The organism is Pseudomonas prosekii, from assembly GCF_900105155.1.
Taxonomy (GTDB): Bacteria; Pseudomonadota; Gammaproteobacteria; order Pseudomonadales; family Pseudomonadaceae; genus Aquipseudomonas; species Aquipseudomonas prosekii.
Genome location: NZ_LT629762.1, coordinates 951,287 through 963,775 on the forward strand (window position 1 = coordinate 951,287; position 12,489 = coordinate 963,775).

Here is a 12,489-nt window from a genome sequence, read left to right on the forward strand (position 1 = left end):
GTGCTGTAAAAGTTCCGCCGGATAAAAACTTATATATCTGTGTGAAATGAGGAACTTATCGCTGACGCCTGAGCTCGAAAGGCCAGTAGATAATATCCATAAGGAGATACACCCCATGCGTAAGACTTTAGCTATTGCCTTGATGTTGACCGCTTCCCTCGGTCTCGCTGCTTGCGATAAAAAATCCGAGGACAAAGCTCAAGATGCCAACCAACATGCTGAGCAAGCTCAGGAAAAAATGAACGAAGCTCAGGATAAAGTGAACGACGCGGCGAAAGAAAACGCCGAAGCCGCCAAAGATCAGGCTGAATCGAACAAAGCTGCCGCTCAGGAAGGCACTGCCCCTGTAGCTCCAGCCGCTCCAGTAGAAGCACCTAAAAACTAAGTCGTTTTTAGCGTGATAAAAGAAAACCCGCCTAGTGCGGGTTTTCTTTTGCCTGTTATTTGTCGTGTTAGAGCAACACCGTTCTAAAAGTCGGACTAATCATCAGCAACAACGAACAGATCAAGCCGACCAGCCATACCAGGCTGCGCTGCCACGCCAGATCGCCCCAATAGCACAGCAAGTAGATGATGCGTGCAATCACAAAGATGATTGCCAGTGAATCAATCAGCCATCCCGCCGTTTGCGTGGTATGCGCCATCAGCACACCGACGGCAAACAGAATAAACGCTTCAATACTGTTTTGATGCGCCGCCAGTGCGCGAGCGCCGAAACCGGTCAGTTGCGCCTGTTGCTGACGCGGCAGATTGTTGTTGTAACCGCCCTGCTCTTTCATGGCTTTGGCCACGGGCATACGCGCTACATAAATCAGCAGTGCGCTGATAAACACACACCAGAACGGAATACTCATCAAGCGGCCTCTTTATTGGCGTCGGGCAAGGGTGCCTCTGTAGGGGTATAGACCATCACGTCGAGAACGTCGGAATGAAACTCGCGACGGTATAACACCAACACCACGCCGGTGCTCATCAACATGAATAACCACGGGCTGACGAACCACGCCAGCATGGTCATGCCGAAGTAATAGGAACGCAGGCCGAAGTTGAACTGGTTGGCGGCCATCGAGATTACCCGCGCTGCGCGTGCGGCAAAGGCTTTGCGCTCCTGCTCGGAAACATGTCGCTCGCCGATCATCGGCGCCGAGCCGACGAGGATCGCGGCGAAGTTGTATTGGCGCATGCACCAACTGAAGGTGAAAAACGCGTAGACGAACACCATCGCCAGGCACAGCAATTTGATCTCGGACATGCCTTGCGAGGCCTGCTGCACCATCGGTATGTCGGCGAGTAGCGACACTGCGCGCTCGGAGGCGCCGAGCACGGTGAGAATACCGGCGAGGATAATCAGGGTGCTTGAGGCGAAGAACGAGGCGTTGCGCTCCAGGTTGCCGATCACACTGGCGTCGGCGATGCGGTTGTCGCGCAGGAGCATTCGGCGCATCCAGTCTTCGCGGTACAGGTGCAGCACGCTGGCCAGGCACGCGGTGTCGCGGCCCTTCCACGTCGCGTATCGGGTATAGCCGCCCCAGCAGATGACAAACCACAACGCGGCGAGCAGATGGATCAGGTTGGCGTGGATGAACGACATGCAGGTCCTTGTGATGTATTGGGTAACGGCAAAACTGTGGGAGCGAGCTTGCTCGCGATAGCGGACTTTCAGTCAACATCGCTATTGGATGTTATGCACTCATCGCGAGCAAGCTCGCTCCCACATGGAGTTTGGGTAGTGCTTCGACGTTGGATGGTGGGAAAAGACACTGCCTCAGGCGCATAAAAAATGCCCCGTATCGATTGATACGGGGCATTTCTGTTTTAACCGATGACCCGCTCGTGGCGGGCGCTCAGGTTCAGGCCAACGCTTCGGCGCGCTTGCCGAGCATGCGATCGCACACGGCTGCGACCACCAGGGTCATCACCGACGGCACCAGCCACGCCAGGCCTTGCTCGCTCAGCGGCAAGTGAGTCAGTTGCGCCGGCATCCAGTCCGCCAGACCTGCGCCTTTCAGCGCGTCGATCAGGCCGAAGATGAACGACACCAGCATTACCGGGCCAACGATGCGCCCCTGTTCGCGCCAGAAGTCTTTGCAGAAGCTCAGCGCGACCAGGACGATGCACGGCGGATAGATCGCGGTCAGCACCGGGATCGAGAACGCGATCAGCTTGGTCAGGCCCAGGTTGGAGACAAACAGCGAGAACACCGCGAGGATAATGACCAATGTCTTGTAGGACAGTGGCAGCACCCGGCTGAAGTATTCGGCGCAAGCGCAGGTCAGGCCAACGGCTGTAACCAGACATGCCAACGAAATCAGCACAGCGAGGAAGCCGCTGCCCAGCGAACCGAAGGTGTGTTGCACGTAAGCGTGCAGCACTGCCGCGCCATTGGCAGCACCGGCAGCGACTTCGTGGCTGCCCGAACCAAGACGGAACAGGCTGACGTAAACCAGCGCCAGACCGACGCCGGCAATCATCCCGGCGATGATCGCGTAACGGGTGATCAGCGCTGGCGACTCGACGCCACGCGAGCGGATCGCGTTGACGATGACGATGCCGAACACCAATGCGCCCAGGGTATCCATGGTCAGGTAACCATTGATGAAACCTTGGGAGAACGGCGCCGCGACGTATTCAGGCGTGGCCGTGCCAATGTCACCGGCCGGCAGCGCAAACGCCGCAATGCCGAGAACGGCCAGGGCAATAATCTTCAGCGGTGCGAGGAAACGTCCTACGGTGTCGAGCAGTCGACCCGGATAGAGCGAAATGAAGAACACCAGCAGGAAGTACACCGAGCTGTAGAGGAACAGCGCCAACGGGCTCTCGCCGGTCAGGGGCGCCAGGCCCACTTCGAACGACACCGTGGCGGTGCGCGGGGTGGCGAACAACGGGCCGACCGCCAGGTAGCACGCAGCGGCGAGAATGCCGCCGGCGATTTTACCGATCGGGCTGCTCAAGGCATCCATTGCACCGCCAACCTTGGCCAGCGCGACCACGGTGATCACTGGCAAACCGACTGCGGTGATCAGGAAACCCAGCGCCGCCATCCAGACATGAGGCCCGGACTGCAAACCGACGATAGGCGGGAAGATGATATTGCCGGCCCCGACGAACAGGGCAAACGTCATAAAACCAAGTGCCAGAATGTCCTGGCCTTTCAACACTTTCATTAAGGAAATACCACACTACTGAATCGGAATTTAGAGAGGGATTTCCCTTGTGGGTGAGGGAAATGCTGTCGATCCGCATAGGGCCGACCCGTTCAGCGCGTAGCTGCCTTGTGGGCTGCGGGCGCAAAAATGGCTGCTAGCCTAACGAATTTGCCTGACAAACGCACTGTTAGAGGGCGAACATTCCGATACGCGACATTGCGATGTCGCGTTTACGTATTTTAATTACCCGCACAAGGACCTGTGGCGAGGGGGCTTGCCCCCGTTCGGCTGCGCAGCAGTCGCAACCGAACAGATGGATCTGCCTGAGGTAACGCGATCTTCGGTTTCGGGGTTGCTCTGCAACCCAACGGCGGCGAGCCCCCTCGCCGCAGGAGCCGGGCGAAACCCCGGAAACGACAAAGGCCACCCGAAGGTGGCCTTTGTTTGGTGAAGCGTCAGCTAAGCGCGAGGCTTACTTGACAGCCCAACCGGTCAGCTCGGACAAAGCCTTGCCGATGTCTGCCAGCGAACGCACGGTTTTCACGCCTGCGTCTTCCAGGGCAGCAAACTTCTCGTCTGCAGTGCCCTTGCCGCCAGAGATGATTGCGCCAGCATGGCCCATGCGCTTGCCCGCAGGGGCAGTCACACCAGCGATGTAGGAAACAACCGGCTTGGTCACGTGTGCCTTGATGTAGGCAGCCGCTTCTTCTTCAGCCGAACCGCCGATCTCACCGATCATTACGATCGCTTCGGTCTTCGGGTCTTCCTGGAACAGCTTCAGGATGTCGATGAAGTTCGAACCCGGGATCGGGTCACCGCCGATGCCGACGCAAGTCGACTGACCGAAACCGGCGTCAGTAGTCTGCTTCACAGCTTCGTAGGTCAGGGTGCCGGAACGGGAAACGATACCGACCTTGCCTGGCAAGTGAATGTGACCTGGCATGATGCCGATCTTGCATTCGCCTGGAGTGATCACGCCTGGGCAGTTAGGGCCGATCAGGACTACGCCCAGCTCGTCGCACTTAACTTTAGCGTCCAGCATGTCCAGGGTAGGAATGCCTTCGGTGATGCAAACGATCAGCTTGATGCCGCCGAATGCCGCTTCCAGGATGGAGTCCTTGCAGAAAGGAGCTGGTACGTAGATCACGCTGGCAGTCGCGCCAGTTTGAGCAACAGCGTCTTTCACGGTGTTGAACACTGGCAGACCCAGGTGCTCGGTGCCGCCCTTGCCCGGAGTAACGCCACCGACCATCTTGGTGCCGTATTCGATGGCTTGCTGGGTGTGGAAACTACCTTGCGAACCGGTAATACCCTGGCAGATAACTTTGGTGTCTTTATTGATCAGGACGCTCATTATTTGCCCTCCGCAGCTTTGACAACTTGTTGAGCAGCGTCGGTCAGGCTGGTAGCAGCGATGATGTTCAAACCGCTTTCTGCCAGTACTTTAGCGCCCAGCTCAGCGTTGTTGCCTTCAAGGCGAACAACAACCGGGATTTTCACGCCAACTTCTTTCACTGCGCCGATGATGCCTTCGGCAATCATGTCGCAACGAACGATGCCGCCGAAGATGTTGACCAATACTGCAGCGACGTTAGTGTCGGACAGGATGATCTTGAACGCTTCGGTAACGCGTTCTTTGGTAGCACCGCCGCCCACGTCGAGGAAGTTGGCAGGTTTGCCGCCATGCAGGTTGACGATGTCCATGGTACCCATGGCCAGGCCAGCACCGTTGACCATGCAACCGATGTTGCCTTCCAGTGCTACGTAGTTCAGTTCGAACTTGGCAGCGTGCGCTTCGCGCGGATCGTCTTGCGACGGATCGTGGAAAGTTTTCAGCTTAGGCTGACGGTACATGGCGTTGGCGTCGATGTTGATCTTGGCGTCGAGGCAATGCAGATCGCCGTCAGCCTTGATCACCAGCGGGTTCACTTCCAGCAGAGCCAGGTCGTGATCCTTGAACAGCTTGGCCAGACCGACGAAGATCTTGGCGAACTGAGCAACTTGCTTGCCTTCCAGACCCAACTGGAATGCCAGCTCGCGACCTTGGAATGGCTGAGCGCCAACCAGTGGATCGATAGTGGCTTTCAGAATTTTTTCTGGAGTGTCGTGAGCGATTTTCTCGATGTCCACGCCACCTTCGGTGGAAGCCATGAACACGATGCGACGGCTCGAACGGTCAACGACAGCGCCCAGGTACAGCTCTTTAGCGATATCAGTGCACGACTCAACCAGGATCTTGGTGACTGGCTGGCCATTGGCGTCAGTCTGGTAAGTCACCAGACGCTTGCCCAACCACTGTTGAGCGAATGCCTTGGCGTCTTCTCTGCTGCGAACCAGCTTGACGCCGCCCGCTTTACCGCGACCACCTGCGTGAACCTGGGCTTTGACAACCCATTCGGTCCCGCCGATTTTGTCGCACGCTTCTGCTGCTGCTTCCGGGGTGTCTACGGCGAAACCCTGGGATACTGGCAGGCCGTACTCAGCGAACAGCTGCTTACCCTGATACTCGTGAAGATTCATGCTTATTACCGTCTTCGTTAGGTACTGCGCATTCGGTGCTGCACTCGTTCAAGTGCCGCACCACCTGTGACTGCTGCTTGCGTAGCGTTGCGGATAACCGGTGTTCCGGATAGCCGGTGAGACTACGCAAGGCTGCGTCCGGCGGACATTCCGCGGTGAGTCTTGCACGCAAGGCTCACGACGGGCCTTCCGCCGTGGTTTCTTATTGTCTTGTCTTAACGCTTCTTGCGGTTGGCGATGTGAATGGCGCCGCCATTCACTGCCAGAGCAGCTTCGTGCAAGGCTTCGGACAGGGTCGGATGGGAGAAAACCATCATGCCCAGGTCTTCGGCACTGGTGCCGAATTCCATACCGATTGCGCCCTGCTGAACCAGTTCTGCAGCGCTCGGGCCAATTACGTGGACGCCCAATACGCGGTCAGTCTTGGCATCAGCGATGACTTTCACGAAACCGCCGGTATCGTTGGCTGCCATGGCACGGCCACTGGCTGCGAACGGGAAGGTGCCGACGTTAACTTCAACGCCTTCAGCCTTCAAGGTCTGCTCGGTCTTGCCGACCCACGCGATTTCCGGGTGAGTATAAATAACAGACGGGATCAGGTCATAGTTGATTTGGGCTTTGTGGCCCTTGATGCGCTCAACCACCATGATGCCTTCTTCGGACGCCTTGTGCGCCAGCATCATGCCGCGAACCACGTCACCGATTGCGAAAACGCCCGGTACGCTGGTCGCGCACTGGTCGTCAACGAAAACGAAACCACGTTCGTCGATGTTCACGCCGCTGTCAGCTGCCAGCAGCTCGGTGGTCACCGGACGGCGACCAACGGCAACGATCAGCTTGTCGAAGGTGATGTTCTGTTCGCCGTTGGCATCGGTGTAGTTCACAACGACTTCGTCGCCGTTGACTTTCGAACCGGTGACGCGAGCGCCCAGCTTGATGTCCAGACCTTGTTTGGTCAGGGTTTTGTAGGCTTCCTTGGAAACCGCTTCGTCAGCAGCCGGCAGGAACTTCTCCAGCGCTTCCAGAACCACGACTTCGGAACCCAGACGCGACCACACCGAACCCAGTTCCAGGCCGATCACGCCAGCGCCGATCACGCCCAGACGCTTAGGTACCGCTTGGAATTCCAGCGCGCCGGTCGAATCGACGATCACGTTCTGGTCAACTGGAGCTGGTGGAATGTCGATCGGACGCGAGCCCGAAGCGAGGATCACGTTCTCGGCTTCGATGATTTCGACGGTGCCGTCAGGCTTGGTCAGTTCGACTTTCTTGCCGGCCAGCAGTTTGCCGTGGCCTTGCAGGGAAGTAACACCGTTGGCTTTGAACAGGGTCGCAACGCCAGAGGTCAGGCCTTTGACGATGGTGGCTTTACGGCCAACCATTGCTGCCACGTCCATGGTCACGCCAGCGTGATTGATACCGTGGATGGCGAAGCCGTCTTTGGCTTCCTTGTACTTCCAGGAGCTGTCCAGCAGCGCCTTGGATGGAATGCAGCCGACGTTCAGGCAAGTACCGCCCAGAGCCAGTTTGCCTTCCTTGTCGGTGTACTTCTCGATGCAGGCAGTCGAAAGACCGAGCTGTGCTGCCTTGATGGCAGCCACGTAGCCACCAGGGCCGGCACCGATCACTACTACGTCAAATTTCTGCGACATTCAAAAAATCCTCTTTTTTGCGGCAAGCTTAAAGCCGCAAGCCTCAAGCCAGACTGCCGTTTCCGGCAGTTGGAGACTTGAAACCTGCAGCTGCTTCTATCAGATATCCAGCAGCAAACGAGCCGGGTCTTCCAGCAGGTTCTTGATGGTAACCAGGAAGGTCACAGCTTCTTTGCCATCGATCAGACGGTGATCGTAGGACAGAGCCAGGTACATCATCGGACGGATAACCACCTGACCGTTGATCGCCATCGGGCGCTGCAGAATGTTGTGCATGCCCAGGATGGCCGCTTGCGGCGGGTTGACGATCGGCGTCGACATCATCGAACCGAAGGTACCACCGTTGGTGATGGTGAACGTACCACCGGTCATTTCGTCCATCGACAGTTTGCCGTCGCGAGCCTTCTTGCCGAAGGTGGCGATGCCGCCTTCGATTTCAGCCAGGCTCATCATTTCGGCGTTGCGCAGGACCGGTACTACCAGGCCACGGTCGCTGGAAACAGCAACACCAACGTCGGCATAACCGTGGTAAACGATGTCGGCGCCGTCGATCGAAGCGTTGACTGCCGGGAAGCGTTTCAGCGCTTCGGTGGCCGCTTTGACGAAGAACGACATGAAGCCCAGGCGTACGCCGTTGTGGGACTTCTCGAACAGATCCTTGTACTTCGAACGCAGGGCCATGACTTCGGTCATGTCGACTTCGTTGAACGTGGTCAGCATCGCCATGTTCGACTGCGCTTCAACCAGACGCTTGGCAACGGTGGCCCGCACGCGGGTCATCGGTACGCGCTTCTCGATGCGGTCGCCAGCGGCGAACACTGGAGCAGCGGCGGCAGGTGCAGCAGCCTTGGCAGGTGCGGCGGCCGGTGCGGCTTTCTTGGCAGCAACAGCAGCGACGACGTCTTCCTTGGTGACACGACCACCCTTGCCGGTGCCGGAAACGGAAGCGATGTTGATGCCGTTTTCTTCAGCCAGCTTGCGAGCAGCCGGTGCAGCAACAGGATCGTCTTCGCCATCGGCGGCTGGAGCAGCGGCTTGTGCGGCGGCCGGAGCAGCAGCGGCAGCAGCAGGAGCCGGAGCGGCAGCAGCGCCGCCCTCTTCGATCGAGCCCAGGACTTCGTCGGACAGAACGGTGTCGCCTTCGTTCTTGACGATTGCGCCCAGCACGCCGTCGGCAGTAGCCAACACTTCCAGCACAACTTTGTCGGTCTCGATGTCGACGATCAGGTCGTCACGCTTTACCGCGTCGCCTGGTTGCTTGTGCCAAGTGGCAACGGTGCCATCGGCAACCGATTCCGGGAAAGTGGGGGCTTTGATTTCGATAGCCATTATCTGTGGGTCCTTAAATTCGGTTTCAGGTGCGCGAAGGCGTTAAACAGTAAAGGCGTCTTGCAGCAGTTTTTCCTGCTGCTCAGCGTGCATCGATGCGTAACCGCATGCAGGTGCAGCAGAAGCATCACGGCCGGCGTATTCGAGTACGAGCGACTTGATGTGATTGCCAATGATGCGGCGCATGTGGTGTTGGCTGCAGTACCACGCACCCTGGTTCATCGGCTCTTCCTGACACCAAACAATGTGTTTGAGGTTGGAATACGGAGCCAGGACTTCGTTCAAGTCGTCCTCAGGGAATGGGTACAGCTGCTCGATACGCACGATGGCGATGTCATCACGACCTTCGGCACGACGTTTTTCCAGCAGGTCGTAGTAGACCTTGCCGCTACACAGAACAACGCGCTCGACCTTCAACGGGTCTTGGGCATCGATTTCCGGGATAACGGTCTGGAACGAACCTTCGGCCAGATCTTCCAGGGTCGAAACAGCCAGTTTGTGACGCAGCAGCGACTTCGGAGTCAGCACGATCAACGGCTTGCGCAGCGGACGGATCACCTGACGACGCAGCAAGTGGTAGATCTGCGCCGGGGTCGTCGGCACGGCTACCTGAATGTTGTGCTCGGCGCACAATTGCAGGTAACGCTCCAGACGTGCCGAAGAGTGCTCCGGCCCCTGACCTTCATAACCGTGCGGCAGCAGCATGGTCAGACCGCAGAGACGGCCCCACTTGTGCTCGCCACTGGTGATGAACTGGTCGATAACCACTTGGGCACCGTTGGCGAAGTCGCCGAACTGGGCTTCCCAGATCACCAGCGCCTCAGGCGTGGTGGTCGAGTAACCGTATTCGAACGCCAGTACGGCTTCTTCGGACAGGAACGAATCGTACAGGTCGAAACGTGGCTGGCCTTTGTACAGGTTCTGCAACGGGATGTAGCTGCCCGCGTCTTTCTGGTTGTGCAGCACAGCGTGACGGTGCGAGAACGTACCGCGGCCGATGTCCTGACCCGTCATGCGGATCGGGTGACCTTCGAACGCCAGGGTCGCGTACGCCATGGTTTCGGCGTAACCCCAGTTGATCGGCAGGCCGCCGACTTGCATCTTCTGACGGTCTTCGTAGATTTTCGAAACCTGGCGCTGAACCACGAAGCCTTCCGGAATTTCCAGCAGCTTGGCGGACAGTTCCTGCAAGGTCTTCAAGTCGAAACGCGTGTCGTGACGTGCAGTCCAGGCGTGGCCCAGGTACGGACGCCAGTCCACGAACAACTCTTTGTTCGGCTCTTTGACCAGGCTTTTCACAACGTGCAGACCGTTGTCCAGCGCGTTGCGGTATTCGTCGATCTTGGCCTGTACGCGCGCATCATCAACCACACCGGCCTGGGTCAGGCGTTCGGCGTACAGCTCACGCGTGGTGCGCTGTTTGGCGATCTGCTGGTACATCAGAGGCTGGGTGCCGCTAGGCTCGTCAGCTTCGTTGTGGCCGCGACGACGGTAGCAAACCAGGTCGATAACCACGTCACGCTTGAACTGCATGCGGTAATCGATGGCCAGCTGGGTCACGAACAATACGGCTTCCGGATCATCACCATTCACATGGAGAATCGGCGCCTGGATCATTTTCGCGACGTCGGTCGCGTACTCGGTGGAGCGCGAGTCTTCCGGATTGCTGATGGTGAAGCCGACCTGGTTGTTGATCACCAGGTGAACCGTACCGCCAGTCTTGAAGCCGCGGGTCTGCGACATCTGGAAGGTTTCCATGACCACACCCTGACCTGCGAATGCAGCGTCACCGTGGATGGAAATCGGCAGGACTTTTTCACCGGTAGGGTCGTTACGACGATCCTGACGGGCACGCACCGAACCCTCGACCACTGGAGAAACGATTTCCAGGTGGGACGGGTTGAAGGCCATGGCCAGGTGAACTTCACCGCCGGTGGTCATGACGTTGGACGAGAAGCCCTGGTGATATTTGACGTCACCGGAACCCAGCTCGACCTTCTTCTTGCCTTCGAACTCGTCGAACAGCTCGCGCGGGTTCTTGCCGAAGGTGTTGACCAGCACGTTCAGACGGCCACGGTGGGCCATGCCGATAACGATTTCCTTGGTGCCGTAGGAACCGGAACGCTGGATCAGCTCGTCGAGCAACGGGATCAGGCTCTCGCCACCTTCCAGACCGAAACGCTTGGTGCCCGGGTATTTGGTGCCCAGGTATTTTTCCAAACCTTCAGCGGCGGTAACGCGCTCAAGCAGGTGGCTCTTGATATCTGCCGAGAACGCCGGACGACCGCGCACGCTTTCCAGACGCTGCTGGAACCAGTGACGCTGCTCGGAATCGACGATGTGCGTAAATTCAGCGCCGATGGTGCGGCAATATGTCTGCTGCAAAGCTTCGTGAATTTCGCGTAGGCTCGCCTCCTCTTTGCCGATGAACAGGTCGCCGGCACGGAAGGTCGTATCAAGATCGGCATTGGTCAAGCCGTAATGATTGATTGACAGGTCTGCAGGTGCAGGACGCTGCCACAGCCCCAGCGGGTCAAGCTGGGCTGCCTGGTGGCCACGCATACGGTAGGCCTGGATCAATCGCAGCACTTCAACTTGCTTCTTCTCGTGCTCGCTGCTCACGCTCCCGGCAGATACCGGTTGGGCGCGGCGCTGGTTCTTTGCCAGCAAGACGAAATGATCGCGAATCGTGGAGTGCGAAACATCGGTGGCAGTGTTGCCGTCGGAAGGCAACTTCTGAAAGTAGGTGCGCCACTCTTCTGGCACAGCGTTAGGGTCGTGCAGGTAGAGCTCATAGAGCTCTTCCACATAGGCAGCGTTACTACCGGATAGGTAGGCGCTGTTCCACATGCGCTGCATCACGCTTTCTTGCATGCTTGGTCACCCTCGGTTAGGGGAACACCACCGGCGTCGACACCGAGCAAACTTGCAGAAGTCCGAATGCAGCGACTAAAACAAGCCACTTAGGATCACGCTGATAGTCCGGGTACCAGCCCGGATGCCCCTGCTTGTCTCATTTCTTCAAAATAAGAGCTGCAGCTTTATGGGCTGCTGCTCAGGTTAAAACTACGGCGCCGGTTGAAGCCTGCGCCGTAGCATCTACGGGTACAGCGGTCCTGCGTTTACAGCTGTATCACACGCCGTTTTGCAGCAGCATGTTACGTACGTGTCCGATGGCCTTAGTCGGGTTCAGGCCTTTTGGACAGACGTTGACGCAGTTCATGATCCCGCGGCAGCGGAATACGCTGAACGGGTCATCCAGCGAAGACAGACGCTCGGCAGTCTTGGTGTCGCGGCTGTCTGCCAGGAAGCGATACGCTTGCAGCAGGGCAGCTGGGCCCAGGAACTTGTCGGGGTTCCACCAGAAGGACGGGCAAGAGGTCGAGCAGCAAGCGCACAGGATGCACTCGTACAGACCGTCAAGCTTTTCACGCTCTTCCGGAGTCTGCAGACGCTCGATGGCCGGAGCCGGCGTGTCGTTCTGCAGGAATGGCTTCACCTTCTCGTATTGCTTGTAGAAGATGCTCATATCGACGACCAGGTCACGGATAACCGGCAAACCAGGCAGCGGACGAACAACCAGCTTGTTACCTTTTACGACAGACGACAGCGGCGTCACGCATGCCAGGCCGTTTTTGCCGTTGATGTTCATGCCGTCGGAACCGCAAACACCTTCACGGCAAGAGCGACGATAGGAGAAACCCTCGTCCTGCTCTTTGATCAGGGCCAGCACGTCCAGCACCATCAGGTCTTTACCACCGGTATCAACCTGGAATTCCTGCATGAACGGCGCAGCGTCCTGATCAGGGTTGTAGCGATAAACACTGACTTTCAACATGGCA

General features: G+C 57.9%; 10 protein-coding genes. 1 reads left to right on the top strand and 9 read right to left on the bottom strand.

What is annotated here, in order from left to right; translation table 11 throughout:
• Window positions 1–115 precede the first annotated feature (115 nt).
• Entirely contained in the window at window positions 116–385 is a 270-nt protein-coding gene (locus BLU01_RS04365) for a hypothetical protein (protein ID WP_092271313.1), read from the top strand.
• A 67-nt stretch (window positions 386–452) separates the two neighbouring features.
• Here the strand turns inward: BLU01_RS04365 and BLU01_RS04370 are convergent, their stop codons facing one another.
• The 9 genes from BLU01_RS04370 to BLU01_RS04410 form a co-directional block, all read right to left on the bottom strand.
• On the bottom strand, window positions 453–854 hold the full coding sequence (locus BLU01_RS04370) for an MAPEG family protein (protein WP_092271315.1): 402 nt from the start codon (window positions 852–854) through the stop codon (window positions 453–455).
• On the bottom strand, window positions 854–1,591 hold the full coding sequence (locus BLU01_RS04375) for a DUF599 domain-containing protein (protein WP_092271317.1): 738 nt from the start codon (window positions 1,589–1,591) through the stop codon (window positions 854–856). Before BLU01_RS04375 ends, BLU01_RS04370 begins: the two co-directional genes overlap by 1 nt.
• A 259-nt stretch (window positions 1,592–1,850) precedes the next feature.
• Window positions 1,851–3,164: a branched-chain amino acid transport system II carrier protein gene (gene brnQ / locus BLU01_RS04380; RefSeq protein ID WP_092271319.1), complete on the bottom strand. Its 1,314-nt coding sequence runs from the start codon at window positions 3,162–3,164 to the stop codon at window positions 1,851–1,853.
• A 454-nt stretch (window positions 3,165–3,618) separates the two neighbouring features.
• Window positions 3,619–4,500 carry a succinate--CoA ligase subunit alpha gene (sucD, locus tag BLU01_RS04385; RefSeq protein WP_092271321.1) on the bottom strand — a complete coding sequence of 294 codons (882 nt, stop codon included), beginning with the start codon at window positions 4,498–4,500 and terminating at the stop codon, window positions 3,619–3,621.
• Entirely contained in the window at window positions 4,500–5,666 is a 1,167-nt protein-coding gene (sucC, locus tag BLU01_RS04390; protein WP_092271323.1) for an ADP-forming succinate--CoA ligase subunit beta, read from the bottom strand. Before sucC ends, sucD begins: the two co-directional genes overlap by 1 nt.
• Window positions 5,667–5,881: 215 nt before the next feature.
• The gene (gene lpdA, locus BLU01_RS04395) at window positions 5,882–7,318 is read right to left on the bottom strand and encodes a dihydrolipoyl dehydrogenase (protein ID WP_092271325.1); all 1,437 of its coding nucleotides are present in this window, start codon (window positions 7,316–7,318) and stop codon (window positions 5,882–5,884) included.
• A 99-nt stretch (window positions 7,319–7,417) separates the two neighbouring features.
• Window positions 7,418–8,647 (bottom strand): 2-oxoglutarate dehydrogenase complex dihydrolipoyllysine-residue succinyltransferase, encoded by a 1,230-nt coding sequence (gene odhB, locus BLU01_RS04400; protein ID WP_092271327.1) that lies wholly within the window; start codon window positions 8,645–8,647, stop codon window positions 7,418–7,420.
• 42 nt (window positions 8,648–8,689) lie between these two features.
• Entirely contained in the window at window positions 8,690–11,521 is a 2,832-nt protein-coding gene (locus BLU01_RS04405) for a 2-oxoglutarate dehydrogenase E1 component (RefSeq protein ID WP_092271329.1), read from the bottom strand.
• Window positions 11,522–11,780: 259 nt separating this feature from the next.
• Window positions 11,781–12,485 carry a succinate dehydrogenase iron-sulfur subunit gene (locus BLU01_RS04410; RefSeq protein ID WP_092271331.1) on the bottom strand — a complete coding sequence of 235 codons (705 nt, stop codon included), beginning with the start codon at window positions 12,483–12,485 and terminating at the stop codon, window positions 11,781–11,783.
• Window positions 12,486–12,489 lie beyond the last annotated feature (4 nt).

Coding starts and splice junctions, on each gene's coding strand:
- BLU01_RS04365 (WP_092271313.1), top strand. CDS start 116: ATGCGTAAGACTTTAGCTATTGCCTTGATGTTGACCGCTTCCCTCGGT.
- BLU01_RS04370 (WP_092271315.1), bottom strand. CDS start 854: ATGAGTATTCCGTTCTGGTGTGTGTTTATCAGCGCACTGCTGATTTAT.
- BLU01_RS04375 (WP_092271317.1), bottom strand. CDS start 1,591: ATGTCGTTCATCCACGCCAACCTGATCCATCTGCTCGCCGCGTTGTGG.
- brnQ (WP_092271319.1), bottom strand. CDS start 3,164: ATGAAAGTGTTGAAAGGCCAGGACATTCTGGCACTTGGTTTTATGACG.
- sucD (WP_092271321.1), bottom strand. CDS start 4,500: ATGAGCGTCCTGATCAATAAAGACACCAAAGTTATCTGCCAGGGTATT.
- sucC (WP_092271323.1), bottom strand. CDS start 5,666: ATGAATCTTCACGAGTATCAGGGTAAGCAGCTGTTCGCTGAGTACGGC.
- lpdA (WP_092271325.1), bottom strand. CDS start 7,318: ATGTCGCAGAAATTTGACGTAGTAGTGATCGGTGCCGGCCCTGGTGGC.
- odhB (WP_092271327.1), bottom strand. CDS start 8,647: ATGGCTATCGAAATCAAAGCCCCCACTTTCCCGGAATCGGTTGCCGAT.
- BLU01_RS04405 (WP_092271329.1), bottom strand. CDS start 11,521: ATGCAAGAAAGCGTGATGCAGCGCATGTGGAACAGCGCCTACCTATCC.
- BLU01_RS04410 (WP_092271331.1), bottom strand. CDS start 12,485: ATGTTGAAAGTCAGTGTTTATCGCTACAACCCTGATCAGGACGCTGCG.